Here is a 24,399-nt window from a genome sequence, read left to right as displayed (position 1 = left end):
ATCATGGTGACCCTGAAGCAGATCGAGGCCGTGCACTGGGTGGAGAAGCTCGGCAGCTTCCACGCGGCGGCCGAGCGGCTCAACACCACCCAGTCCACCATCTCCAAGCGGGTGCAGGAGCTGGAGGGCAGCCTCGGCATCCCCCTGTTCGACCGCACCAGCAACGGCACCCAGCTCACCCTGCGCGGCCGCGAGCTGCTGGGGGATTTCTCGGCCATGCTGCGCCTGCGGCAGAACATCCTCCAGAAGGCGGGCATCGACACCAGCTATTCCGGCCATTTCCGGCTCGGCGTCACCGAAATGGTGGCGCTCACCTGGCTGCCGCAGCTCATCCGCTCCATCCGGGCGCTCTATCCGGACATCGTGCTGTCCACCAGCGTCGATCTCACGCAGAACCTGCTGAAGAAGCTCGGCGCCTACAAGCTGGACCTCGCCCTGTGCCCGGCGGTGCATGTGGAGGAGGCGGCCGCCTTTCCCAGCCTGCGCCTCAGCGCCCTGGAATCGGCCTGGATGTGCGCGCCCGACCTCGCCCACGGCCGGCGCGGTCTGCTGACCGCGAGCGACATCGCCGCCATGCCTCTGCTCACCTTCGCGGAAGGCTCGCTGCTGCACCAGACCATCGCCAAGGCGCTGAACGAGCGCGGTTTTTCTCCGAAACACACGATCACCTGCTCCAGCATGATCGCCCTCGCCGAGCTGGCACGCGCGGGGCTCGGAGTGTCGTTCCTGCCGCGGGACTATTTCCACGGCTTCGGCGCGGGATCGCTCTCCGTGCTGCAGACCAACCTCGTCATCCCGCCCCTGGAATATGCCGCCGTCTACCGGGAGGACTTCATCGCGCTCCAGATCGCCGATCTGGCGCGCGAGCACTGCAACTTCGCCTATCCACGACCATGACCGCGCCGTGCGCCCGGAACGTGGCGCATGCGAAAAGCCGATCGGCGCGCGCGAAAATAATTCCCTTTCATGTTTCCCGTGTTTCGCAAGAATTCGCCGCACGATGAAAGTCGCTCACGACAGGTGGCGGCCGGACGAGAAGAAAATGAGCACCCAAGACACGGATATCCGCGAGCAGCTCAGGGCCTATGAGGGCCGGCTGCTCGGCCTCATCCCGGCCGAGCGCATCCGCGCCCTCGCTTTTCCGCGGCCGGCGGCGGGCCTTATCGCCCGCTATCGCGCGCTGCCGGATCTCACGTCCTCCATCGCCGACATCCTGGACACCCACGGCGTGGACACGGCCATTCCCACCACCCTTCTCGCGCCGATCGCGCCCGGCCAGCGCATGGTGGGTCCGGCGGTGACGGTGAAGCACGGCCCGGCCCGGCGCAACGCCGGCTACAACGTCGCCAACGGCACCTCCCCCAAGCTCGGCGCGCTCGATGAGGTCACGCTCTCGCAGCCCGGCGACGTGATGGTCATCGACGGCAGCGCGGTGCCCGGCGCCTCCAACATCGGCGGCATCATGGCCACCGCCGTGGCCCGCCACGGCTTCGCCGGCGTGGTGGTGGACGGCTGCGTGCGCGATACCGACAACATGCGCCGCATGGGTCTGCCGGTGTGGGCGCGCGGCGCCACCCCGCGCACCGGCAAGCATCGCCTGGAGCTGATCGAGTTCAACGGCACCGTGGACATCGCCGGCGTGCAGGTGCGCCCCGGGGACCTGGTGCTGGGCGACAGCGACGGCATCATCGTCGTGCCCCTCGACCTCGCGGAGGAGGTGGTGACGCGGGCCGAGGAGGTGGCGGCGCGCGAGAGCGTGCTCATCAAGGCCCTCTCCACCGGTGCCTCGGCGCAGGACAGCGCGGCCATCATCGCCCCGGAGAAGTGGTGATGACCTCCTTCGACGAAAACCGGGACCTCGGCCTCGCCTTCGTCGGCTTCGGCGAGGCGGCCTCGCATATCGCTTCCGGCCTGCGCGGCGCTGGCGTGGACGGCATGAGCGCCTACGACGTCGCGATCGCGGGCGGCCCGCGCCGGCCGCTGCTGGAGGCGCGCGCCGCCGCCGCCGGCGTGCGGCTGCTCGCCTCCCCTGCCGGCCTCGCGGAGGCACGCCACGTGCTCGCCCTGGTGCAGCCGCTGGCAAGCGTGGAAGCCGCGCGGATGGCGGCGCCGCACCTTGCGACGGGCGCGCTCTACGTGGATCTGTCCTCCGCCGCCCCACAGGCCAAGCGCGAGGGCGCCGCCATCGTCGAGGCCGTCGGCGCGCGGTTCGTGGATGGCGCCATCATCGGCTCCGCGCCCACCTCGGGCCATCGCGTGCCAATCCTCGCGTCCGGGGATGGGGCGCAGGCGTTCGGGGCGCGCTTTCGCGCCCATGGCATGGACATCACGCCCGTGACGGGCGGCATCGGCGCGGCGGCGGGCATCAAGCTGGTGCGCTCCATCCTGGCCAAGGGGCTGGAGGCGCTCTACGTGGAAGCGCTGCTGGTCGCGGAACGGGCGGGCGTCACCGACGCCGTGCTCGACACCTTCTGCGCCTTCCTGGACGCCCGCCCGGCCCGCGACACCGCCGCCATGCTTTTGAAATCCCACGTGGTTCACGCCGCGCGACGGGCCGACGAGGTGCGCATGTCGCGCGATCTGGCGCGTGCCGCCGGCCTTTCCCCGCTGATGACCGACGCCATCATCGCGGTGATGGAGCGGACCGCCGCGACCGGGGTGGCAAGCACCCTCGACGGGCGCCAGCCGCCGACGTTGGAGGCCGCGTTGCACGGGCTCAATGCCGCCCTGAACCCGCCTCCCGACCGCACGCCCGAGACCCGCGCCCCCTGAACGCGCCGGCAGCACGACGGGCAAGACAACCGACAGGACAACAGGAGCCACCCATGGCCCAGGCCCATCCCACCCCCGCAGCCCAGGACGCCGGGCACGACCTGAAGGACATCGCCGCCCGGCTGCTCGCCTTCGGCTCGGCCCTGGTGTTCGATTCCCAGGGCCGCACCGGCGCCCTGCAATCGAACATCAAGCCGCTGTCCCTCGACATGCGGATCGCCGGCCCCGCCTTCACCTGCGTGTGCGAGCCGGGCGACAACCTCACCCTCCACGCCGCCCTGAAGATGGCGCGGCCCGGCGACGTCTTGGTGTGCGACGCCCAGGGCGCCACCGAGCAGGGCATGTTCGGGGACGTGATGGCGAGCTGCGCCAAGGGGCGCGGCCTTGCCGGCCTCGTCACCGACGGCGGCGTGCGCGACCGGAGCACCATCATCGAGGTGGGCCTGCCGGTGTTCGCGGGGAATGTCTGCATGAAGGGCACCGTGAAGGAGGTGCTCGGCCCCATCAACGCGCCGGTGACACTCGGCGGGGTGGAGGTGCGGCCCGGCGACCTCGTGATCGGCGATGCGGACGGCGTGGTGGTGGTCGCGGCCGCGCGTGCGGCCGAGGTGCTGGAGGCCTGCCAGGCCCGCGCCGCCAGGGAAGCCTCCCTCATCGCCGCGCTCAAGGACGGCAAGACCCCGTGGGAGCTGAACAACCTCAGCGCCTTCCTCGCCGCCAAGGGCGTGGCGGTGGATTTCTGAGCCGCCGGGGGGACACCATGAGCAACGCGATCCTGATCCGCGCCACCGGCGGCCCCGAGGTGCTGGAATGGGCCGAAGTGGCGGTTCCGGAACCCGGCCCCGGCATGGCCCTGGTGCGGCACACCGCCATCGGCCTCAACTTCATCGACATCTATGTGCGCACCGGCCTCTACACGCTCGGCGCGCTGCCGGTTTCCCCCGGCATGGAGGCGGCCGGCGTGGTGGAGGCGGTGGGCGCCGGCGTCAGCGGCCTCGCGCCCGGTGATCGCGTCGCCTATGTCTCGCCCACGCCCGGCGCTTATGCGGAGCGGCGCGTTCTCGATGCCGACCTGCTGGTGAAGCTGCCGGCGGACATCCCGGACGAGGCCGCCGCCGCGCTGCTGCTGAAGGGCATGACGGCCGAGGTGCTGCTGCACCGCATGACCCGCCCCAAGGCCGGCGACACGGTGCTGGTGCATGCCGCGGCCGGCGGCGTGGGGCAGATCCTGTGCGCCTGGGGCGCCGCGCTCGGCCTCACCGTGATCGGCACCGTCTCCACCGATGCCAAGGCGGAGGAGGCCCGCGCCGCCGGCGCACGGCACGTCATCGTCACGGCGCGGGAGGACATCGCGGCGCGGGTCGCGGAGATCACCGGCGGGCGGGGCTGCGCCTGCGTCTATGACGGGGTCGGCGCCGCGACCTTCGCCGCCTCCCTGGAGGCGGTGGCGCCGTTCGGCGCGATCGCGAGCTTCGGCAACGCTTCCGGGCCCGTGCCTCCGGTGAACATCGCGACGCTGGGGCCGAAGTGCATCACGCTCTCGCGGCCGTCCCTGTTCCCCTTCCTGAAGGATCGCGGCCGGCTGGAGGCGATCTCCGCCAGCCTGTTCCAGGCCGTGCGCGCGGGCATCGTGCGCGCAGGGGTGGGCCGCACCTTCGCCCTCAGGGAGGCGGCGGACGCCCACCGCGCCCTCGAAAGCCGCGCCACCACCGGCCAGACCCTGCTCATCCCCTGACCCCAGCGCCGGCACGCGCCGGAAGAACGCCCCGAGACGACCGCCATGAAGATCGAACGGATCGAAACCTTCCTGTTCCACCCCGGCAGCGGCAAGAACCTCCTGTTCGTGCGCATCGAGACGGACACCGGCCTCCACGGCTGGGGCGAGGCCTATGTGGGGGTGAAGAAGGAGAAGATCGTCCAGAAGTATGTGGAGGCCATGGCCCCCTACCTCGTGGGCCGCAGCGCCTTCACCATCCGCCACATGGCGCAGGTGATGTTCGACGACTTCGCCATCCGCCGCACGTCGGTGGATTTCCTGTGCGCGTGGAGCGCCATCGAGATCGCCCTGTGGGACCTCGTGGGCAAGGCCGCCGGCCAGCCGGTCTACAACCTGCTCGGCGGGCCCTGCCGCGAGCAGGTGCGCATCTATGCCAACGGCTGGTGGTATGGTGTCACCAACATCGAGCAGACGGTGGAAAAGGCGCTGCAGGTGAAGGCCATGGGCTTCACCGCCCTGAAGTGGGACCCCTTCCCCGGCCCGTGGCGCACCTTCATCAGCCGCGCCGAGGAGGATTACGCGGTCGAGAACGTGCGCGCCGTGCGCGAGGCGCTCGGGCCGGATGTGGACCTGCTCATCGACGCCCACCGCCGGGTGGCGCCGCACCATGCCGCGCGGGTGGCCCGCCGGCTCGAGGAATTCGACATCTTCTGCTACGAGGAGCCCTGCCTCTCCGACAACATCGACCTCGTGGCCGAGGTGCGCCACGCCATCTCGACCCCGGTGGTGACGGGCGAGACGCTCTATACCAAGGAGCAGTTCGCCCAGGTGTTCGAGAAGCGCGCCGCCGATATCCTGAACCCGGATGTGTGCGCGGTGGGCGGCATCCTGCAGATGCTCGACATCGCCGCCATGGCCCAGCCGCACGCGGTGGCCATCAGCCCGCACAATTACAACAGCCCCATCGTCGGCCTCGCCGCCACGGTGCACCTTTCGGCGCTGATCCCGAACTTCCTCATCGCCGAGTGCTTCATCAACCTCTCGGAGGCCTGCGCGGAGATCGCCGCGCCGGGGCTTTCCATGAGCGCGGGCTGGGTGGACCTGCCCACCGCGCCCGGCCTCGGGGTGGATATCGATGTCGAGGCGCTGCGCAGGCGGCCCTACCAGGACTTTCCCCACAAGGACATGCGCCAGTATTGGGAAGAATTTCCGCGCAAGAACTACGTATGGGGCGTGGCCAACGTCACCCGCTGACAGCATATCGCGAAGGATTTCACCATGACCGCCGATACATTCGATCTTCTTGCCGCCTATAAGGGCGTCACAGCCGCCACCGCGCACGAGGCCATGGGCCGCAAGGGCGCGCTCGATTCCGCCATCAAGCCGATCCGCTCGGGCATGAAGGTGCTGGGCACCGCCTTCACCTGCTCCTGCCCGCCCGGCGACAACCTGACCCTGCATGCGGCGCTGAAGCTCGCGCAGCCCGGCGACGTGCTGGTGGCCGCCGCCGCCGGCTTCACCGAACAGGGCCTGTTCGGCGACGTGATGGCGAGCTGCGCCAAGGGCAGGGGCCTCGCCGGCCTGGTGGTGGACGGCGGCGTGCGCGATGCCGCCGAGATCGACGCCATGGGCTTTCCCGTGTTCGCCCGCGCCATCTCCATCAAGGGCGCGGTGAAGGAGACGCTGGGCGCCATCAATACGCCGGTGGTGGTGGGCGGAGAGCTGGTCTCGCCCGGCGACCTCGTGATCGGCGACGACGACGGCGTGGTGATCGTGCCCCGGGCGCTGATCGCGGAAACCGCGCGCGCCTGCGTCGAGCGCGAGCAGAAGGAGATCCGCTTCCGCGCGGCCCTGCTGGAGGGCAATACCACCTGGGAGATGCTGAACCTCAACGCCCTCATGGAAAAGAAGGGGCTGTCGTTCCGGCTCTGAGCCGGGCGGCAGGGGGATGGGCATGACGCGCGCCATCGACACCACCATCGCCGGGCTGGAAGCCCTGTTCGGACCGCAGGTCACCCGGTCCGAATCCGCCCGCCGGCTCCATGGCGACGATCTCTCCTATTTGCCGGCCATGCTGCCGGACGCGGTGTTCTTCGCCCGCTCCACCGCCGAGGTGAGCCGGGCGCTGGCGCTGTGCAATGCCCATGGCACGCCGGTGATCCCGTTCGGCACCGGCACCTCCATCGAGGGGCAGACCCATGCGGTGAAGGGCGGCATCTCCATCGACCTTTCGGCCATGAACGCGGTGCTGGCCGTGCACGCGGAGGATTTCGACGCGGTGGTGCAGCCGGGCGTGACCCGCAAGCAGCTCAACGCCTATCTCAGGGATTCGGGCCTCAGCTTCCCGGTGGACCCCGGCGCCGATGCCTCCATCGGCGGCATGGCCTCCACCCGCGCCTCAGGCACCAATGCGGTGCGCTACGGCACCATGCGCGAGAACGTGCTGGCGCTGGAGGTGGTGCTGCCCGACGGCGAGGTGATCCGCACCGGCAGCCGCGCCCGCAAGTCCTCCACCGGCTACGATCTCACCAAGATGTTCGTGGGGGCGGAGGGCACGCTGGGCATCATCACCGAGGCGACGGTGCGCCTGCACCCCATTCCGCAGGCCATCTCCTCGGCGGTGTGCACCTTCGCGACCGTGAAGGGCGCGGTGGATGCGGTCATCGCCACCATGCAGTCGGGCGTGCCGGTGGCGCGCATCGAGTTCCTGGACGAGGTGGCCATCGAGGCCGCGAACAACTACTCGAAGCTCAGCCTCAAGGTGGCGCCTACCCTGTTCATCGAGTTCCACGGCACCGAGGCCGGCATCGCCGAGCAGGCGGGCATCGTCGAGGCGCTGGCTGGCGATTTCGGCGGCGCGGGCTTCCAGTGGGCCACCCGGCCGGAGGATCGCGAGCGGCTGTGGAAGGCGCGGCACGATTCCAACCCCGCCACCCGCGCCCTGCGACCCGGCAGCGCCACCTTCGCCACCGATGCCTGCGTGCCCATCTCCGCGCTGGCCGACAACATCCTCGCCGCCCGCGCCGATGCCGACGCCTCCTTCCTGCGGGCCAAGATCAACGGCCACGTGGGCGACGGCAATTTCCATGTGAGCTATTTGGTGATGCCCGGCGCGGAAGAGGAAATCCGCGAGGCCGAGCGCCTGGCCGCCGGCGTGGTGGAGCGGGCGCTCGCGAGCGGCGGCACCGCCAGCGGCGAGCACGGCGTGGGCCTCGGCAAGCTCAGGTTCCTGCGCGCCGAGCACGGCCCCGCCTTGAAGCTGATGCGGACCCTGAAGGCCAGCATCGATCCCAACGGCATCATGAACCCCGGCAAGCTCGGCACCCTCGCCTGAACGCCGCCCAGAGAGGTCCCCATGTCCTTGTCCTCGCTCGCCGATTTCGGCGACCCGCTGCTCGCGGCCCTCGCCGGCTTCCAGGCCGCCACCATTTCCGATGCCATGCTCGGCCTCGGCCTGAAGGACACCGCCCTCGACCCCAAGGTGCGGCTGCTGGCGGGCCGGCGCATCCTCGGGCGCGCCCGCACCATCGGCCGCACCCCGCTGGCCACGAACGCCGGACAGGCGGAAATGGCGCCCGACCACGGCTTCGCCATCCAGGAGGTGATCGACGGATCGACGCCGGGCACGGTGATCGTCATCGCCACCCAGGGCATCGCGAGCCATGCCAACTGGGGCGGCAACATGGCCCACCGGGCGCGGCTTGCCGGCGCGGTGGGTGTCGTCACCGACGGCGCCATCCGCGACCGCGACGAAATGGACGATTTCGGCATGACGGTGTTCGCCCAGGGTACCGCCGTGCGCGCCGGCCAGCACCGCTTCGCCACCACGGTGAAGAACGGTCCGGTGCATTGCGCGGGCGTCTACATCCGCCCCGGCGACATCATCGTCGGCGATGGCGACGGGGTCATTGTGGTGCCGCCGGAAGTGGCGCTCGACGTGGCCGAAAAATCCCGCGCGCTCATCAGGACCGAAGCCGAGATGCAGGCCTACATGAGCGCCGGCCACTCCCTCTACGAGGCGGTGAAGACCTACAAGGTGCGCTGATGGTTACGTCATCTCTCCGTGTCGTTTCCCGGCTTTGCTGGTCGTTTTATCCGATATTTGACGGGTCCGCGCTGGACCTCGCGAAGCCGGAAATTATTGGACATCGCCGCATTTAGGCGGTGTCCGACGGATCAGGATCTGTCAGGCACGCGGGCGATCACCTTGATCTCGAAGTCGAAGCCGGCGAGCCAATTGACTCCGACAGCAGTCCAGTTCGGGTACGGGGCGTGAGCGAACACGGCGTTCTTCACGGCCATGATCGTGTTGAATTGCCTCTCCGGATCGGTGTGGAAGGACGTCACGTCGACAATGTCATCAAAAGTGCACCCTCCTGCCGCGAGCGTTGCCTCCAGATTGGCGAACGCCAGCCGCACCTGCGCCTCGAAATCCGGTTCAGGCGAGCCATCGGTGCGGCTCCCGACCTGGCCCGAAACGAACAGCAGATCACCGGAGCGGATCGCGGCAGAATATCCATGCTGCTCGTACAGAGCGTGGCGGTCCTTGGGGAATATGGCATCACGTGTCGGCATCGAAGCAATCCCTTCACTGCGCTCAGCCGCGCGATATCGGTTCGCAGCCTGAACGGGCCGGCGACCTGATATTGACATACGTTCCGTATGTGAGAATATTGCATACGATACGCATGTCAACTCACATACGCCACGCATCTGAAAATGAGGCGCATGATAATGGCGAAGCGGCGGATCGACACGATGGAGGAGAACCGGGCCAGGCTGATATCAGCCGCGCGCAAGGCTTTCGCCGTAAGCGGATTCTCCGCAGCGTCCATGGATGAGTTGACTGCGGCTGCCGGCCTGACCCGCGGCGCGCTTTATCATAATTTTGGTGACAAGAAGGGGCTGCTGGCCGCTGTTGTCGCCCAGATCGATGGAGAGATGGCCGCACGCGCGAAGGAGGCGGGCGCTTCAGCGAAGGATGATTGGGACGCGCTGCTTGTTGAAGGCGAAGCCTATATTGAAATGGCGCTGAATCCAGAGGTGCAGCGGATCGTGCTGCTCGATGGCCCCGCCTTTCTCGGCGATCCTTCACAATGGCCAAGTCAGAACGCCTGCCTTGAGGTCACAAAGCAAAAGATCGCAGGCCTCATCTCTGATCATGTCCTGAAGCCCGTTGATGTTGAAGCGGCGGCGCGCCTGCTCAGCGGAGCCGCGCTGAATGCTGCCTTGTGGGTGGCCGCAAGCGACAATCCCCACTCGGCTCTGCCAAAGGCCGTTGAAACGTTCAGGCTGATGGCAGCGGGGCTGTTGGCGGAACGATGCTGAATTCCCACTCTTGCGGAACGGCCCGCGGGTTACGTCATCTCTCCCTGTCGCTGGAAGGGCGATTGCCCTTCCATTAATGCCCCGGAGCCCGCAATAAGAACATATTGCGAACATCGAACAAACCGTGTACGACGAAAGCCAATCATTTCCCCTTGCGCCAGCATTGGAGCGCGGCGATGACTCAGGCGACACTCCGACTCGTCGAAGGTTCTTCCATGGACAAGACCAAAGCTCTGGATGCCGCGCTTTCCCAGATCGAACGCCACTTCGGCAAAGGCTCGATCATGCGCCTCGGCAAGGGCGGCAAGGCGCTGGAAATCGAGAGCATTCCCTCCGGGTCCCTGGGCCTCGACATCGCCCTGGGCATCGGTGGGCTGCCCAAGGGCCGCATCGTCGAGATCTTCGGGCCTGAATCCTCGGGCAAGACCACGCTCGCGCTGCATGTGATCGCAGAAGCGCAGAAGCGCGGCGGCACCTGCGCCTTCATCGATGCCGAGCACGCGCTCGACCCCGTCTACGCCCGCAAGCTCGGCGTCAACCTCGATGATCTCCTGATCTCCCAGCCCGACGCCGGCGAGCAGGCCCTCGAGATCGCGGACACGCTGGTCCGGTCGGGCGCCATCGACGTGCTGGTGGTGGATTCGGTCGCCGCCCTCACCCCCCGCGCGGAGCTGGAGGGCGAGATGGGCGACAACCAGCCCGGCATGCAGGCGCGCCTCATGAGCCAGGCGCTGCGCAAGCTCACGGCCTCCATCTCCAAGTCCAACACCATGGTGATCTTCATCAACCAGATTCGGATGAAGATCGGCGTGATGTACGGCTCGCCGGAGACCACGACGGGCGGCAACGCGCTCAAGTTCTATGCCTCGGTGCGCCTCGACATCCGCCGCTTCGGCTCCATCAAGGAGCGCGACGAGATGGTAGGCAACCAGACCCGCGTGAAGGTGGTCAAGAACAAGCTCGCGCCGCCCTTCAAGCAGGTCGAGTTCGACATCATGTACGGCGAGGGCATCTCCAAGATGGGAGAGCTGCTCGACCTCGGCGTGCGCGCCGGCGTGGTGGAGAAGTCCGGCGCATGGTTCTCCTACGACAGCCAGCGCCTGGGCCAGGGCAGGGAGAACGCCAAGACCTTCCTGCGGCAGAACACCGAGGTGGCCGGGCGCATCGAGGCCGCCATCCGGCAGAATGCCGGCCTGATCGCCGAGAAGATCCTCGCGGGCGAGCCGGAGGAAGATGCGGATGGCCAGGAGCCCACGGAGGGCTGACGCCTTCGCGCGCTTCCGGAAGCGGCATGCCTTTCTGGACAAGCGCCGGCCCCACCGGTAAACGAACCCGGTTCCGGTTCGCCGTTCAGGTCCATCCAGGGCGGCCACGGAACCGGGCGGCCGTTGGCGGTACGTCCGAGGTGATCATCGCCGGCTGCGCCTTGCGCGTCCGGCTCTTAAGGGTAGTGGCCGGCACATGAGCGGCGTCAACGAGATCCGGTCGACTTTCATCGACTACTTCGTCAAGCACGGGCACGAGGCTGTCCCCTCATCCCCGTTGGTGCCGCAGAATGACCCCACCCTGATGTTCACCAACGCGGGGATGGTGCAGTTCAAGAACGTCTTCACCGGCATGGAGAAGCGTGCCTACTCGCGCGCCGCGACGGCACAGAAGTGCGTGCGCGCGGGCGGCAAGCACAACGATCTCGACAACGTCGGCTATACGGCGCGGCATCACACCTTCTTCGAGATGCTGGGCAATTTCTCGTTCGGCGACTATTTCAAGGACCGCGCCATCGAGCTCGCCTGGAATCTCATCACCGGAACCTTCGATCTGCCGAAGGAGCGGCTGCTCGTCACCGTCTACAACGAGGACGAGGAAGCCTTCAATCTGTGGAAGAAGATCGCCGGACTACCGGACGAGAAGATCATCCGCATCTCGACCTCCGACAATTTCTGGTCCATGGGCGATACCGGCCCGTGCGGACCGTGCTCCGAGATCTTCTTCGATCACGGACCCCACATCCCCGGCGGCCCTCCCGGCTCCCCGGATGAGGATGGCGACCGCTTCATCGAGATCTGGAATCTCGTGTTCATGCAGTACGAGCAGCTTCCAGGCGGTGAAAGGCTGGTGCTGCCGCGTCCTTCCATCGATACCGGCATGGGGCTCGAGCGCATCTCGGCGGTGCTCCAGGGCACCCACGACAATTACGAGACCGACCTCATGCGCGCCCTCATCGGTGAGGTCGCGGAACTCACGAACGTCGATCCCGACGGTCCTCAGAAGGCCAGCCACCGCGTCATCGCCGACCATCTGCGCGCATCGGTGTTCCTCACCGCGGACGGGGTGCTGCCGTCCAACGAAGGGCGCGGCTATGTGCTGCGCCGCATCATGCGGCGTGCCATGCGCCACGCGCAGCTCCTCGGTGCTCGCGAGCCGCTGATGCACCGCCTGGTGCCTGCGCTGGTGCGGGAAATGGGGCGCGCCTACCCTGAGATCGTGCGCGCGGAGGCGCTCGCAAGCGAGACCCTGCTCCTGGAGGAAACCCGCTTCCGCCGCACCCTGGAGCGTGGCTTGACCATCCTCGAAGAGGAGACTTCAGGCCTCACCACCGGCGCGAGCTTTTCAGGCGAGGTGGCGTTCAAGCTTTACGACACCTATGGCTTCCCTCTCGATCTGACGCAGGACGCCCTGCGGGCTCGGGGCATTTCCGTTGATCTTCCGGCGTTCGATGCGGCCATGGCGCGGCAGAAGGCCGAGGCCCGCGCCAATTGGGCCGGGTCCGGTGAGGCGGCGACTGACACCGTCTGGTTCCAGGTCCGCGACAGGGTGGGTGCCACGGAGTTTCTCGGCTACGAGACCGAGAAGGCCGAAGGCGCCGTCGTCGCCTTGTTGAAGGACGGCGCCGAAGTCGCGAGCTTGCCGGCGGGTTCTCGCGGCTTTGTGGTGCTGAACCAGACCCCGTTCTATGCCGAATCTGGTGGCCAGCAGGGCGACACCGGCAGATGGAGCGGGGAAGGCGGCGTTTCGGCTCGGGTTGTCTCGACTCAGAAGAAGCTCGGCGACCTGTTCGTGCACGAGGTGGAGGTCACCGACGGCGAGCTGAAGATCGGAAACGCCCTGGTGCTGGAGGTGGATCACGCCCGCCGCTCAGCCCTGCGGGCCAACCATTCCGCCACCCACCTCCTGCATGAAGCATTGCGTCGGGTGCTCGGCGACCATGTCGCGCAGAAGGGCTCGCTGGTGGCGCCTGATCGCCTGCGATTCGATTTCTCTCACCCCAAGCCGCTGACCTCTCAGGAGATCGCGCAGGTGGAGGACATCGCCAACCGCTTCGTGCTGCGCAACGAGCCGGTGGAAACGCGTGTCATGGCGGTGGACGACGCCATCGCCTCCGGCGCGCGCGCCCTCTTCGGAGAAAAGTACGGTGATGAGGTGCGCGTCGTGTCGATGGGGACGGACGACGGCAATGGCGCGCCTTATTCCATCGAGCTGTGCGGCGGCACCCATGTGCGGCGAACCGGCGACATCGGCCTCGTCTCGGTGCTCGCGGAGAGCGCCGTGGCGTCCGGCGTCCGCCGGATCGAGGCGCTCACCGCCGACGCGGCGCGCCATCATCTCAATGCCGCCGACGCCGCTCTCCAGGGCGCTGCGGCGATCCTCAAGGCGCCCGTGGCCGAGGTTGAGGCGCGGCTCGCCAATCTGGTGGAAGAACGGCGCAAGCTGGAGCGAGAGCTGGCCGAGGTCCGCAAGAAGCTTGCCATGTCCGGCGGTGGCGACGAGGAACGCGGGCCTCGCGTCATCGAAGTGAACGGCACCAAGTACCTCGCTATCGCCATTTCCGGCGCGGATCCCAAGGATCTCAAGGCCATCGCGGACGAGGGCAAGACGAAGATCGGCTCGGGCGTGGTGGCAGTCGCCAACAACGCGGCGGACGGCAAGGCTTCTCTCGTCGTCGGCGTCACGGCGGATCTCGTAGGGCGCTTCGATGCGGTGGCGCTGGTGCGGCGCGGCGCCGAAGCGCTGGGCGGGAAGGGTGGCGGCGGCCGGCCGGACATGGCGCAGGCCGGAGGCCCGGACGGCGCCAAGGCCGACGCGGCGTTGGCCGCGATCGAAGCAGCCCTCGCCGATTGAGGCCGGGCCGCGGGCTTTCCGCGGCTCCTGATGCGCTTCGGCGAATGCGTGCAGGGCCATTGAGGCCAAAACACGCGACGCGGTTCCCCGGCGCCCCCCAAAGGGGGAGAGGGCCGGGGAAAGTGTAAGCATTGAGCCCGGTTCCCGTCGTGCCGGCGGTGGAGACATCGCAACTCTCCGTGCGATACGTTGTTTTTGATGGAGTGCGCCTTGCCTCTTGTCACGTGCCCCCTGGCGGCGCGGGTGTCGGGCGGTGGCGGCGCGAGGAGAAGCGGCTGTGGGTGACGCCTTCCTCAAGGACGGGTTTGTCTATCTTCTGGCTGCCGGTATCCTGGTGCCCCTGTTTCACCGGGCGCGCATCGGAGCCGTGGTCGGCTTCATTGTAGTAGGCGCCCTGCTCGGCCCCCATGGATTGGGAAGCTGGGCGGCGGAGCTGCCATGGCTCCGTTTCATCACCATCACGGATCCGGAGCGTGCCGCGCCTTTCGGCGAGCTGGGGGTGATCTTCCTCCTGTTCCTGCTGGGGTTGGAATTTTCAGCAAGCCGGCTGTGGGCGCTGCGGCGCGAGGTGTTCGGCATCGGCGGGCTGCAGGTGCTTTTCTGCGGAGGGGCTCTCGCGTCGGCGGTGGGGCTTTCGGGCTTCGCGGAGGCGGATGTCGCGCTTGTCCTCGGTTTCGCGCTGGCGCTGTCCTCCACGGCGGTGGTCACGCAGATCCTCGTGGAGGAACACCGCTCCCTCGCCCCGCTGGGACAGCTGGTCATCGCGGTGCTGCTGTTTCAGGACCTGATGGTGGTTCCCATCCTTCTCGCCACCGAGCTGATCGCCGGCGGCGGCAGCGTGCTGATCCTGGCGGCCACGGCGCTGGCGAAGGCAGTGGGCGCGGTGGCGCTGATCCTGGTGGCGGGGCGCTTCATCATTGCGCCGCTGGTGACCATGGCCGGCAGCACCCGCTCGCGCGAGCTCATCATGGCCATCACGCTGGTGGTGGTGGTGGGCACCGCCGCGTTCACGCGCGCCGCTGGCCTCTCGGGCGCGCTCGGCGCCTTCCTCGCCGGCATGCTGCTTTCGGAAACCGCCTATCGCCACCAGATCGAAGTGGACCTTGAGCCGTTCAAGGGACTGCTGATCGGCGTCTTCTTCGTCACCGTCGGCATGAGCGTGAATTTCCGCGCGGTGCTGCCCCACCTGCACCTGGTGCTGGCGGGAACTGTCGTCCTGCTCACGATCAAGACCGCCTTCAATTTCGCCGCGGCCCGCATGATGGGCGTTTCCAAGGCCGAATCGGCGGAAGCCGCCATCCTGCTTGCGCAGACCGGGGAATTCGCGCTGGTGGTGCTGGGGCTGATGGTGGCCAAGGGGGTGCTCGGCAGCGCGGACGCCGGCCTCGTCATCGCGGTGGTCGGCCTCGGCCTGGCGGCGACGCCGCTTCTCTCCGCCATCGGCCATCGGCTCGGGCTGCGGCTGGAGGTGAAGGCGCACGACCATCTCTCCACCCCCGCCAGCGAAGTGCCGAGCGGGCATGTCATCATCGGCGGCTTCGGGCGCGTCGGCCGCATGGTGGCGGAGGCGCTGGAGCGCGAAAATGTCCCGTTCGTCGGGGTAGACAGCAATCCCCGCCGCGTAGCGCAGGAGCGGGCCTCCGGCCGGCCCGTCTATTTTGGCGATGCCGGCCGGGAGGAGATCCTGGAGCGGCTCGGCGCGGAAGGCGCCATCGCGTTCGTGCTCACGCTCGATTCCCCCTCGGCGGCGGAGCGCATGGCCGAGGTGATCCACCGGCGCTGGGGCGGCATCCCCGTGCTCGCCCGCGCCAAGGATGCCGATCACGCCTGCCGCCTCGCCGGCCACGGGGTCTCGGGCGTCATCCCCGAAACCGTGGAGAGCAGCCTGCAACTCGTGGCGCGGCTCCTGGGCACCCTGGGCCTGCCGCCCGATGCGGTCGCCACGCGCACCGCCGAGGCGCGGGCGCGGGAAGCGGAGCGCTTCGGATGCCGGTGATGCAGGGCACCCCGCCCCTCCGCACCGCCCCCGCAGCGGGGTTCGCTTCATGACCTGGACGCAGGTGAGACAGCGCGCATTCGATGTTCTCGAACGCGACATGCCCGGCGACCTCGCCGCCGACCTGCTCCACTATTTCCTCATCGTCATCGTGCTTCTCAGCGTCGGCGGCACGGTGCTCGCGACAGTGCCCTCCCTGGAGCTGCGCGACCAGGAATGGTTCTACTGGGGCGAATGCGCGGCGCTGGCCATCTTCGCGGCTGAATACACGCTGCGCATATGGGTCGCGCCGGAGCATCCTCTGCGCCGACGCCTGCCCGCGTGGCGCGCCCGCCTGAACTATCTCTTCACGCCAGCGGCCATCATCGATCTGCTGGCGGTGGCGCCAGCGGTGGTGGCGGCGTTCGCGCCGCTCGATGTGCATGCCCTGCTGGTGCTGCGGCTGCTGCGATTCCTCAAGCTGGCGCGCTACTCGTCGGGCTTCAACGCCCTCTACCTCGCGGTGAAGCGTGAGCGCTATGCCCTGCTCGCGTGCCTCGTCATCCTGGGCACCGGGGTGCTGCTGGCGGCGACCGCCATGTATCTGGCGGAACGGACGGCGCAGCCGGACAAGTTCGGCTCCATTCCCGGCGCCATGTGGTGGGCCATCACCACCCTCACCACCGTCGGCTACGGCGATATGGTGCCGGTGAGCACCGTCGGCCGCATGATTGGCGCCGTGACCATGGTGGGCGGGCTCATCATGCTGGCGCTGCCCATCGCCATCATCGCCACCTCTTTCTCGGAGGTCATCTCGAAGCACAATTTCGTGGTGACCTTCTCCATGCTCTCGCGCCTGCCCCCGTTCTCGGACCTCGATGCGCGGGTGCTGGGCGATCTCCTGCCCCTGTTCAACTCCCGCAGCTTCGATCGCGGGCGGCAGGTGGTGCGGCCGGGAGAGCGAGCCCGGCACATGTTCGTGGTGCTGGAGGGAGAGCTGGAGGCGACCGATGCCGGCGGCTCAGTCCGTCTCGGCACCGGTGACGTGTTCGGCGTCACGCCCGGCGCCGACGGCACGTTCCCGGCCGTGCGCGCTCTGGCCAAGAGCAAGGTGCTTGCCATCGAGGAAGACGAGCTGCACATGCTGAACCTGCGCTACCCGGAAATCAGCCGCCGCCTGACGGAAATCGCCGGGCGGCCCACCGGCGGGCTCCACGCGACGCGCCGGCTGCGGTTCTCCCACCCCCACCCTCGTAAGCGGACAAGCTGAGGCGCGGCAAAAGAAAACGCCGGCTCCCTGGGAGCCGGCGTCCAATCCCGCCCACGGCGGAACGCTGGTCGAGAAGACCTCAGGCCGCGAGGGCCTTCTGGAGGTTCTCGGAGATCTTGTCCAGGAAGCCGGTGGTGGAGAGCCACTTCTGGTCGGCGCCCACCAGCAGCGCGAGATCCTTGGTCATGTAGCCGGACTCGACCGTGTCCACGCATACCTTTTCCAGGGTCTTGGCGAAGGTGGCCAGCTCCTCGTTGCCATCCAGCTTGGCGCGGTGGGAGAGGCCACGGGTCCAGGCGAAGATGGAGGCGATGGAGTTGGTGGAGGTCTCCTTGCCCTTCTGGTGCTCGCGGTAATGGCGGGTCACGGTGCCGTGGGCGGCCTCGGCCTCCACGGTCTTGCCATCGGGGGTCATGAGCACGGAGGTCATGAGGCCAAGCGAGCCGAAGCCCTGGGCCACGATGTCGGACTGCACGTCACCGTCGTAGTTCTTGCAGGCCCACACATATCCGCCGGACCACTTGAGGGCCGAGGCCACCATGTCGTCGATGAGGCGGTGCTCGTAGGTCAGGCCGCGCTTGTCGAACTCGGCCTTGAACTCGGCCTCGTAGACCTCCTGGAAGATGTCCTTGAAGCGGCCGTCATAGGCCTTCAGGATGGTGTTCTTCGTGGAGAGGTAGACCGGGTAGTTGCGCAGCAGGCCGTAGTTCAGCGAGGCGCGGGCGAACTCACGGATGGATTCGTCCAGGTTGTACATGGCCAGCGCGACGCCGGCGCCGGGGAACTTGTAGACTTCCTTCTCGATCTTGGTGCCATCCTCGCCCACGAAGGAGATGGTGAGGGTGCCCTTGCCCGGCACCTTGAAATCGGTGGCGCGGTACTGGTCGCCGAAGGCGTGGCGGCCGACGACGATGGGCTGGGTCCAGCCGGGCACGAGCCGCGGCACGTTGGTGCAGATGATGGGCTCGCGGAAGATCACGCCGCCGAGGATGTTGCGGATGGTGCCGTTCGGCGACTTCCACATCTCCTTCAGGTTGAATTCCTTCACCCGAGCCTCGTCCGGGGTGATGGTGGCGCACTTGACACCCACGCCATGCTTCTTGATGGCGTTGGCCGCGTCGACGGTCACCTGGTCATTGGTGGCGTCGCGGTTCTCGACGGACAGGTCGTAATACTCGAGGTCGATGTCGAGATACGGGTGGATCAGCTTGTCCTTGATGTACTGCCAGATGATCCGGGTCATCTCGTCGCCGTCGAGTTCGACGACCGGATTAGCCACCTTGATCTTCGCCATGTGGACGACCTTTCGGGGTGCTCTGCGCGTGGATGAATTCGTGTCAGAAGTTGCCTCAGGTCGGGGTCCGCACACCGCGCGCGGGGCGCGGTTTGGGCCTGCCTGCCCCTCGGCAATCCTCCCAGCGCGCCGCTATAGCACCGGCGCGCCACCTAGTGAAAGCGCCAATGCCCCCGCCTTTGGCATGAATTGCATGACAATGTGTACAAACTCGACGCGAAGGGCCGGCCATGCAAGACAGCCGGCGGAGTGAGAAGATGCCAGGTTCAGGTACCGACAGCACGAAACCCTGGGTCGCCGGCGGGCCGGTGGTGATCCTCGTTGAGCCCCAGCTGGGGCAGAACATCGGCTCGGCGGCGCGCGCCATGGGCAATTTCGGCCTGTCGCGCCTGCGGATCGTGAACCCGCGCGAGGGCTGGCCGAACGCGCAGGCCCGCGTCTTCAGCGCCGGGGCCGACCGCATCCTTGATACGGCCGAGCTTTACCCCGACCTGCGCACGGCCCTTGCGGGGGTCAAATATGCCTTCGCGGCGACGGCGCGCGAGCGCGGCATGGCCAAGCCGGTCGTCGGCGCCGATGGTGCCGCGCAGGAGGCCGGCAGCCATCTCGCCGCCGGGGAGGACGTGGCCCTGGTCTTCGGCCGGGAGCGCACCGGCCTCTATACGGAAGAGGTGTCGCTGTGCGACGCCATCCTCACGCTGCCGGTGAACCCCGCCTTCGCATCGCTCAATCTCGCCACCTGCGTCGCCGTGGCGGGCTACGAGTGGTTCAAGGCCGCGAGCGCGGGCACCCTGCCCTTCTCCGCGCCCGACAAATCCCCCCTCGCCGACAAGCAGGACCTGTTCGCCTTCTTCGACCACCTCGAAGGCGCGCTGGACGATGCCGGCTTCTTCCGCTCGCCGGAGAAGCGCCCCTCCACCACGCGCAACATTCGCAACATCTTCCACCGCCTGGGCCTCACCCGTCAGGACCTTGCGACGCTCCACGGCGCCGTCACCTCCCTGGTGGAGGGCCGCGCCGGACGCGAGGCCCGCAAGGCGCAGAACAACGCCGCAGCCGCCGCGCGAAAGGCGGTAAAGGCCAGTGGACGCGCGGACGATCCCCCTTCCGAATAGCCTTCGGCATCGCGGCACGTAAGGATGTGCGCCTTGCGCGCCGAGAATCGCCGCAACTCGCCGCGACCACTGGCGCGCAAAGGCTTTTGCCTGCCTGGGCGGACTGGCGCCGTGCCGCGGCCCTGCGTGCCGTCCCGGCCGTTCCGGGTGGCAGGTGAGCGTCGTCCACAGGCATGCGCATCCTGTCCGCTCACCGCGGAGCCGCCGGCCGGCAGCAGCCGGAACTCAACATGCGTAAGGCTTTGCGCGGCCTCGCCTTTGTGGCGGAGCGCCACTCATCCACAGGCCGAGGGAGCAAACATGGCTGCCATGACGTTTTTTTGGCAGTCAGACCTTTCCTTCGCCGGGGGGGATTGCTACATACGCCTCACCGAACGACGGCGCTGCCGGCAAAACAGTTCGGACTTGACGCGGGGTGGAGCAGCCCGGTAGCTCGTCAGGCTCATAACCTGAAGGTCGCAGGTTCAAATCCTGCCCCCGCAACCAAAATGCCCTTAAACGTAAGGGTTTCGAAAAGGTCGCCGCAAGGCGGCCTTTTTCGTTTTAGCCAAGCCATCGCCCTGTCGCCGGCGCTCGGCCACCATTGCGCAATGGCGGCACGCCGGAGCCGGTCTGGCGCAGGCCGGCATGGGCAACCGGACGTCACCCCCATGCCTCACCCCCGCACGCGTGTCGCCTCCCAATCGGAATCGCCCACCGCGAAGCCGTTGCGAGTCACGGACCTGCTGTAGACGAAATAGTGCCAGTGGAAGACGCAGAGGGACACGAAAACCGGGAAGGGAATGGCCTCTGCCCCCAACGGCCGGTTGTCCTTGAACCAGACCTTGGCATAAGCGGCGGCCAGGCGGCGAAAATGGCCCGCGCGCCACGCGACCCGCGCCAGGGACAGCGCCAGGCGGGCAGCGCGGAGCCGCGCCAGCCACCATGCCCTGCGGCTGGCGCCCGCCGCAGCCGGGGCGGACAGGGCGAGGGTTCGCCGGCGCAGCCCGGCCGTGGCCCTGTAGCCGTTGAAGAGACGCGAGAAATAGGTCTCAGGCTCATACAGCCGGCGCAGCAGCGTCCGGTATCCCGTCCGCAACGTCTCACGGCTCATCAGCTTCGGGTGGAAGATGACGTCGGGGTCGCTGTCGTCCAGCCGCCCCTCGGTCCGCAGGCGGTCGTGGAGAGGCGTGGTGGGGATGGGCGTCAGAAGGCTGATCATCGCATTGGCGATGCCGGCGCTCTGGATGAACTCGAACTGCTCGTCGAACACCGTCTCGTCGTCATGGTCGAAGCCGACGATGAACCCGCCGGTCACGACCAGCCCGCCCTCGTGAAGGCGCCTCAGCTTGGCCGACAAATCGTCGCCACGGACATTCTGATGCTTGCCCGTTTCAATCAGCGAGGCGCGCCGCGGGGTTTCGATGCCGACGAACAGCCCGCGGATGTTGGCCTGCACCATCAGCGTTATCAGCTCGGGATCATCCGCGAGGTTGATGGTGGCCTCGGTGTAGAAGGCTATAGGGTATCCCTTCGCCTTCTGCCACTCGATCATGGCCACCAGCAGGCTCCGCGCCTTGCGCTTGTCGCCGATGAAGTTGTCGTCCACCAGAAAGCAGGCCGTGAAGCCGGCCGCCAGGATGGCATCGAATTCCGCCAGCATCTGCGGAATGGTCTTCACCCGCGGCTTGCGGCCGAAAATGGTGATGATGTCGCAGAACTCGCACTGAAAGGGGCATCCCCGCGAGAATTGCAGCGAAGCCAGGCCGTAGTCGCGCGCGTTCAGCAGATGATATTTCGGCGGCGGCACGGTGGACATGTCGGTCTTTTCCGCCTGCTCGTAGCGCTCGGCGGTGGGCTCGCCCTGCGCCACGGCATGGAGGAACTGCGGCCACGTTTCGTCGGCCTCGCCGATGAAACGCACATCGCAGAGGTCGATGAAGGGGTCTTCCATCACCGACACATAGGGGCCGCCGACAACCACCTTGGCCGGCCCGCCCTTCAATCGGGCCAAAATCTCCAGCATGCGCTCGCGCTGGACCACCATGCCGGTCACGCCCACCACGTCGAACCGCGCCAGACGAGCGAAATCGATGTCCTGCACGTTCTCGTCGAGCAGCTCGACATCGCAATGGTCGGGGGCCAGCGCTGCCAGGGTCGGCAAGGCGCCCGTGGCGGTCCAGCAGCGCTTGCCGAGCAGTTCCAGAGCATAGCTGTAGCCCATGAAGGACGGGTTGAAGCGGGGATTGACGATACACACCGAAATTCGACGCGGCTGGGTCATGGCCGGTAGCGCCTCCCGATCTGCTCGAAAACGTCAGCGCGAATGTCTTCCACGTCTCCCGCCATCAACGACGGCAGCAGGAAGGGATGGCGGCCCTCATAGGGAGGCAGGAACGACAGCTCCAGCCCGGCGCCCTGGAAGGCTGCCGGGTCGTAAAGATCCCTGCCGCCCGGAGCATTGAGATAGCGGCTCGCCCCTGCCGTGCGGGCGATGGCGATGATCCGGTCCGCGCCCCGGAGCTGAGGCGGCAAGGCCAGCGAGGAACTTCTGACGACCGGCGTGGTCAGCCGCAGCAGTTCCGCCACCAGCCGCAGCCCCCTCTCGAGAAAATCGACCACGGTCCCCAGCGGTCCGAACAGGTGCTCGCGCACGGGGCCGGCCGCAGGCCCCGTGCCGGACCGCAGAAAGGCGTGGCGGTGCAGCCGCTCATCCAGCGCCTCGCGCGCCCCGTCGGCGAAGGCCAGATCGCGGATCGAGGTCTCCCGCGGCTGGCGGCGCAGCGGCAGGGTCAGCCATTCCGTCCCGCCGGACGGCGCCGGAACCTCGACCCGATGAACGCGGCCACGGCGATTGAACTGGACACAGTCGAGGATGACGAACAGGTCGGTGGCGGCCATCAGGCGAAAATACCCGGCATAGGGGTAGAGATAGGGCTGCATCACCGCGATGCTCGGGAAGCCGTGTTTCATTCCCATTCCACGAACGCATCCGGAATGGCCAGAACATGCTGCCGCAGCCGCTCGCTGATGATATTTCTTTTTTCGATTCCGCTGAATTCTTCGTATTTTTCGCGGTCGCAGAGAAAATTGTGGCGATCGAATTCGCCCGTTCGCAAATAATGAATGATCCGAATATCGTTTAATTCCACCAAATCATGCTGAGATATCCGGTCATCGTTGGCGCAATTATATTCATGCCCCAGGCCGATGATCTCAACCCCGTTGTCGAGCATCGCGAGGGTCAGGCCGATCTGCGCGAAGAACGGGGAGCCCGGCATCTTGTCCATCGCCAGCGCCGCATAGCGTTCATAGGCCGGGGCGATCAGCCGAAATGCCGCCGCGTTGAAGGCGACGAAGCCGTAATTGAAATAGCGCGGCGCCAAACCATGCTCGCCGTAAACGTCCAGTGAGTAGCGCTGGTCGCACAGGCTGGCGGGCTGGCCGATGGCATCCAGCAGCTGCTGCCATGTCATCTGGCTGGGTGGCACGAAGGGGCTGTAGTGCGCCTGCACCCCCGCCACCTTGGGATGCGTGCCCGCCAACATGCCCAGCAGCTCGTCGAAGCGGGCGATGGGGCAGGTGTCGGCGTCGCAGAGAATCACCACGTCGGCGACGCTGGGCGCGGTGTAGCGGCTCAGTCCCGGAGCGGCCAGCCCCAGCCGTTCGCAGACATCGCCGGGCACCGCATCCCACACGACGGGATAGCGGCTCGACCACGCATTGCGCGCCTCCACATCCGGCCCCGCGGCGCGATCGCCGACCAGGACCCGGATGTCCGCCTCGGAATAGGGAGGACCCAGCCGTTGCAGCGACAACGCGATCAGCCGCACCTGGGAGTAAAAGGCGGGAGTGGGCGAGATCGGGATGCGAAACTCCAGCCGCATGGAATCAGACCTCCTCGGAAACCGCGTACCCGAACCCCGTCGAGCCGAAGTCGTTGCCGTGATAGAACATCACCGTCCGGTTTCCATGCGGCACCGTGCACACGCAGGTCCGCATCCAGGAATCCCAATCGCCCGGCGCTGATTCTGGAACGAACACGGCGGGCGTGATATCGTCCGGCGCGATAACCCCTCCGCGCCAGGGCGCGCCGTAGACGCGGTAGGCCGCATCGGAGGGCTGACGGAATTGCTCCGGGCCGCGCGCGCTGAACCACAGGACCGGCTCGGGTTCGCGGGTATCCAGCCAGGGCCGCGTCAACCCCGCCCAGCCGGTACCATCGAGGGCCAGGACGGGACTGTCGGCCGCACCCCAGGCGATGCCGTCCGGCGACGTGCGGTGCTGAATGTCGTAATAGGGGTCCAGGGCGCCCTCGGGGCCGGTGGCGCGCCAGTCGGTGCAGCGCGAGTACCACATCTCGAAGCCACGGGCGGAACGGCGGACACAGGGAGAGGTGACGAACCGCCCTGCCCCGCCCGACGGGAGGACCGGTCCCTCCCCCTGCTTCTCGAAGGAAAGGCCCCCGTCCCGGCTCACGGCGAGGCCGATGGCCAGGGCGTAGGGCCACGGGCGGTCCAGGCGCATGCCGGTATACCACATCATCACCCGCCCCTCCGCCTCCAGCACGGCGGATGGCCACAGGCCAGCGCTGTCAAAGGCGCCATCAGGCCCCAGATCGAGCCCCGGAACGTCGCGCAAGGCCAGAACCCGCATGCCATCGCCCGGATCCACGTCGATGCAGAGGGGGCGAGAGCGGCGCTGCGCGTCGCGACCGCCGAACCAGATGCGCCAAAGTCGATCGCCGAGGGGCAGGCAGGTGGGCATGCCGGCGTGGCTTCTCCACCACGCGTGCCCGGAAGGGGCGCCGTCCACCAACAGGCCCTTGCG

General features: G+C 67.6%; 21 protein-coding genes and 1 tRNA gene. 16 read left to right on the top strand and 6 right to left on the bottom strand.

Annotated features, from left to right (window positions below):
• Positions 1 to 3 precede the first annotated feature (3 nt).
• The 9 genes from V5F75_RS13305 (at position 4) to V5F75_RS13265 (ending at position 8,534) form a co-directional block, all read left to right on the top strand.
• The gene (locus tag V5F75_RS13305) at positions 4 to 897 is read left to right on the top strand and encodes a LysR family transcriptional regulator (RefSeq protein ID WP_394034517.1); all 894 of its coding nucleotides are present in this window, start codon (positions 4 to 6) and stop codon (positions 895 to 897) included.
• A gap of 145 nt (positions 898 to 1,042) precedes the next feature.
• Entirely contained in the window at positions 1,043 to 1,831 is a 789-nt protein-coding gene (locus V5F75_RS13300) for an RraA family protein (RefSeq protein WP_394034518.1), read from the top strand.
• Positions 1,831 to 2,772, top strand: a complete 942-nt coding sequence (locus tag V5F75_RS13295) for a DUF1932 domain-containing protein (RefSeq protein WP_394034519.1) — start codon at positions 1,831 to 1,833, stop codon at positions 2,770 to 2,772. The genes V5F75_RS13300 and V5F75_RS13295 overlap by 1 nt, the downstream gene beginning before the upstream one ends.
• A 53-nt stretch (positions 2,773 to 2,825) precedes the next feature.
• The gene (locus V5F75_RS13290) at positions 2,826 to 3,515 is read left to right on the top strand and encodes a 4-carboxy-4-hydroxy-2-oxoadipate aldolase/oxaloacetate decarboxylase (RefSeq protein WP_394034520.1); all 690 of its coding nucleotides are present in this window, start codon (positions 2,826 to 2,828) and stop codon (positions 3,513 to 3,515) included.
• A 17-nt stretch (positions 3,516 to 3,532) separates the two neighbouring features.
• Positions 3,533 to 4,507, top strand: coding sequence for a quinone oxidoreductase family protein (locus V5F75_RS13285; RefSeq protein WP_394034521.1), 975 nt, complete (start codon positions 3,533 to 3,535; stop codon positions 4,505 to 4,507).
• A gap of 45 nt (positions 4,508 to 4,552) precedes the next feature.
• Complete coding sequence (locus V5F75_RS13280; protein ID WP_394034522.1) at positions 4,553 to 5,743, top strand: mandelate racemase/muconate lactonizing enzyme family protein; 1,191 nt, start codon at positions 4,553 to 4,555, stop codon at positions 5,741 to 5,743.
• 24 nt (positions 5,744 to 5,767) lie between these two features.
• Positions 5,768 to 6,421, top strand: a complete 654-nt coding sequence (locus tag V5F75_RS13275) for a 4-carboxy-4-hydroxy-2-oxoadipate aldolase/oxaloacetate decarboxylase (protein ID WP_394034523.1) — start codon at positions 5,768 to 5,770, stop codon at positions 6,419 to 6,421.
• A gap of 22 nt (positions 6,422 to 6,443) precedes the next feature.
• Positions 6,444 to 7,823: an FAD-binding oxidoreductase gene (locus V5F75_RS13270; protein ID WP_394034524.1), complete on the top strand. Its 1,380-nt coding sequence runs from the start codon at positions 6,444 to 6,446 to the stop codon at positions 7,821 to 7,823.
• A 21-nt stretch (positions 7,824 to 7,844) separates the two neighbouring features.
• Positions 7,845 to 8,534, top strand: coding sequence for an RraA family protein (locus V5F75_RS13265; protein WP_394034525.1), 690 nt, complete (start codon positions 7,845 to 7,847; stop codon positions 8,532 to 8,534).
• A gap of 131 nt (positions 8,535 to 8,665) precedes the next feature.
• Here the strand turns inward: V5F75_RS13265 and V5F75_RS13260 are convergent, their stop codons facing one another.
• A complete protein-coding gene (locus tag V5F75_RS13260; protein WP_394034526.1) occupies positions 8,666 to 9,064 on the bottom strand; it encodes a RidA family protein in 399 nt (132 codons plus the stop codon).
• Positions 9,065 to 9,223: 159 nt separating this feature from the next.
• Between V5F75_RS13260 and V5F75_RS13255 the strand changes: the two genes are divergently transcribed.
• The 5 genes from V5F75_RS13255 to V5F75_RS13235 all read left to right on the top strand — a co-directional run bounded on the left by V5F75_RS13255 (position 9,224) and on the right by V5F75_RS13235 (position 17,181).
• Positions 9,224 to 9,817 (top strand): TetR/AcrR family transcriptional regulator, encoded by a 594-nt coding sequence (locus V5F75_RS13255; protein WP_394034527.1) that lies wholly within the window; start codon positions 9,224 to 9,226, stop codon positions 9,815 to 9,817.
• A 176-nt stretch (positions 9,818 to 9,993) separates the two neighbouring features.
• The gene (gene recA, locus V5F75_RS13250; RefSeq protein ID WP_394034528.1) at positions 9,994 to 11,082 is read left to right on the top strand and encodes a recombinase RecA; all 1,089 of its coding nucleotides are present in this window, start codon (positions 9,994 to 9,996) and stop codon (positions 11,080 to 11,082) included.
• Between the two features lie 196 nt (positions 11,083 to 11,278).
• Positions 11,279 to 13,936, top strand: coding sequence for an alanine--tRNA ligase (alaS, locus tag V5F75_RS13245; RefSeq protein WP_394034529.1), 2,658 nt, complete (start codon positions 11,279 to 11,281; stop codon positions 13,934 to 13,936).
• 277 nt (positions 13,937 to 14,213) lie between these two features.
• Positions 14,214 to 15,932, top strand: coding sequence for a cation:proton antiporter domain-containing protein (locus tag V5F75_RS13240; protein ID WP_394034530.1), 1,719 nt, complete (start codon positions 14,214 to 14,216; stop codon positions 15,930 to 15,932).
• Positions 15,933 to 15,981: 49 nt separating this feature from the next.
• On the top strand, positions 15,982 to 17,181 hold the full coding sequence (locus V5F75_RS13235; RefSeq protein ID WP_394034531.1) for a cyclic nucleotide-gated ion channel: 1,200 nt from the start codon (positions 15,982 to 15,984) through the stop codon (positions 17,179 to 17,181).
• Between the two features lie 79 nt (positions 17,182 to 17,260).
• On the opposite strand, the gene V5F75_RS13230 is transcribed toward V5F75_RS13235, so the two are convergent.
• Positions 17,261 to 18,475 carry an NADP-dependent isocitrate dehydrogenase gene (locus V5F75_RS13230; RefSeq protein WP_394034532.1) on the bottom strand — a complete coding sequence of 405 codons (1,215 nt, stop codon included), beginning with the start codon at positions 18,473 to 18,475 and terminating at the stop codon, positions 17,261 to 17,263.
• A 257-nt stretch (positions 18,476 to 18,732) separates the two neighbouring features.
• Between V5F75_RS13230 and V5F75_RS13225 the strand changes: the two genes are divergently transcribed.
• Complete coding sequence (locus V5F75_RS13225) at positions 18,733 to 19,590, top strand: RNA methyltransferase (RefSeq protein ID WP_394034533.1); 858 nt, start codon at positions 18,733 to 18,735, stop codon at positions 19,588 to 19,590.
• 409 nt (positions 19,591 to 19,999) lie between these two features.
• Positions 20,000 to 20,076, top strand: a tRNA-Met gene (locus V5F75_RS13220).
• A gap of 169 nt (positions 20,077 to 20,245) precedes the next feature.
• On the opposite strand, the gene V5F75_RS13215 is transcribed toward V5F75_RS13220, so the two are convergent.
• Genes V5F75_RS13215 through V5F75_RS13200 form a run of 4 tightly spaced genes read right to left on the bottom strand, consistent with a single transcriptional unit; the run spans position 20,246 to position 24,336 of the window.
• Positions 20,246 to 21,853 carry a B12-binding domain-containing radical SAM protein gene (locus tag V5F75_RS13215; protein WP_394034534.1) on the bottom strand — a complete coding sequence of 536 codons (1,608 nt, stop codon included), beginning with the start codon at positions 21,851 to 21,853 and terminating at the stop codon, positions 20,246 to 20,248.
• A complete protein-coding gene (locus V5F75_RS13210; RefSeq protein ID WP_509212072.1) occupies positions 21,850 to 22,512 on the bottom strand; it encodes a WbqC family protein in 663 nt (220 codons plus the stop codon). Before V5F75_RS13210 ends, V5F75_RS13215 begins: the two co-directional genes overlap by 4 nt.
• A 26-nt stretch (positions 22,513 to 22,538) precedes the next feature.
• Positions 22,539 to 23,456: a hypothetical protein gene (locus tag V5F75_RS13205; RefSeq protein WP_394034536.1), complete on the bottom strand. Its 918-nt coding sequence runs from the start codon at positions 23,454 to 23,456 to the stop codon at positions 22,539 to 22,541.
• Positions 23,457 to 23,460: 4 nt separating this feature from the next.
• Complete coding sequence (locus tag V5F75_RS13200) at positions 23,461 to 24,336, bottom strand: glycoside hydrolase family protein (RefSeq protein ID WP_509212071.1); 876 nt, start codon at positions 24,334 to 24,336, stop codon at positions 23,461 to 23,463.
• Between the last annotated feature and the right edge of the window lie 63 nt (positions 24,337 to 24,399).

Source organism: Xanthobacter albus (assembly GCF_043194895.2).
In the GTDB taxonomy this organism is placed as follows: domain Bacteria; phylum Pseudomonadota; class Alphaproteobacteria; order Rhizobiales; family Xanthobacteraceae; genus Xanthobacter.
The sequence above is the reverse complement of the archived record's forward strand: the minus strand, read 5'-3'. Positions and strand labels throughout refer to the sequence as shown.

Bases quoted from the DNA above. Each gene is read 5' to 3' on its own strand.
- V5F75_RS13255 (WP_394034527.1), top strand. From the start codon at position 9,224: ATGGCGAAGCGGCGGATCGACACGATGGAGGAGAACCGGGCCAGGCTG.
- V5F75_RS13280 (WP_394034522.1), top strand. From the start codon at position 4,553: ATGAAGATCGAACGGATCGAAACCTTCCTGTTCCACCCCGGCAGCGGC.
- V5F75_RS13265 (WP_394034525.1), top strand. From the start codon at position 7,845: ATGTCCTTGTCCTCGCTCGCCGATTTCGGCGACCCGCTGCTCGCGGCC.
- V5F75_RS13305 (WP_394034517.1), top strand. From the start codon at position 4: ATGGTGACCCTGAAGCAGATCGAGGCCGTGCACTGGGTGGAGAAGCTC.
- V5F75_RS13260 (WP_394034526.1), bottom strand. From the start codon at position 9,064: ATGCCGACACGTGATGCCATATTCCCCAAGGACCGCCACGCTCTGTAC.
- alaS (WP_394034529.1), top strand. From the start codon at position 11,279: ATGAGCGGCGTCAACGAGATCCGGTCGACTTTCATCGACTACTTCGTC.
- V5F75_RS13295 (WP_394034519.1), top strand. From the start codon at position 1,831: ATGACCTCCTTCGACGAAAACCGGGACCTCGGCCTCGCCTTCGTCGGC.
- V5F75_RS13210 (WP_509212072.1), bottom strand. From the start codon at position 22,512: ATGCAGCCCTATCTCTACCCCTATGCCGGGTATTTTCGCCTGATGGCC.
- recA (WP_394034528.1), top strand. From the start codon at position 9,994: ATGACTCAGGCGACACTCCGACTCGTCGAAGGTTCTTCCATGGACAAG.
- V5F75_RS13205 (WP_394034536.1), bottom strand. From the start codon at position 23,456: ATGCGGCTGGAGTTTCGCATCCCGATCTCGCCCACTCCCGCCTTTTAC.
- V5F75_RS13230 (WP_394034532.1), bottom strand. From the start codon at position 18,475: ATGGCGAAGATCAAGGTGGCTAATCCGGTCGTCGAACTCGACGGCGAC.
- V5F75_RS13270 (WP_394034524.1), top strand. From the start codon at position 6,444: ATGACGCGCGCCATCGACACCACCATCGCCGGGCTGGAAGCCCTGTTC.
- V5F75_RS13225 (WP_394034533.1), top strand. From the start codon at position 18,733: ATGCCAGGTTCAGGTACCGACAGCACGAAACCCTGGGTCGCCGGCGGG.
- V5F75_RS13275 (WP_394034523.1), top strand. From the start codon at position 5,768: ATGACCGCCGATACATTCGATCTTCTTGCCGCCTATAAGGGCGTCACA.
- V5F75_RS13235 (WP_394034531.1), top strand. From the start codon at position 15,982: ATGACCTGGACGCAGGTGAGACAGCGCGCATTCGATGTTCTCGAACGC.
- V5F75_RS13285 (WP_394034521.1), top strand. From the start codon at position 3,533: ATGAGCAACGCGATCCTGATCCGCGCCACCGGCGGCCCCGAGGTGCTG.
- V5F75_RS13200 (WP_509212071.1), bottom strand. From the start codon at position 24,336: ATGCCCACCTGCCTGCCCCTCGGCGATCGACTTTGGCGCATCTGGTTC.
- V5F75_RS13300 (WP_394034518.1), top strand. From the start codon at position 1,043: ATGAGCACCCAAGACACGGATATCCGCGAGCAGCTCAGGGCCTATGAG.
- V5F75_RS13290 (WP_394034520.1), top strand. From the start codon at position 2,826: ATGGCCCAGGCCCATCCCACCCCCGCAGCCCAGGACGCCGGGCACGAC.
- V5F75_RS13215 (WP_394034534.1), bottom strand. From the start codon at position 21,853: ATGACCCAGCCGCGTCGAATTTCGGTGTGTATCGTCAATCCCCGCTTC.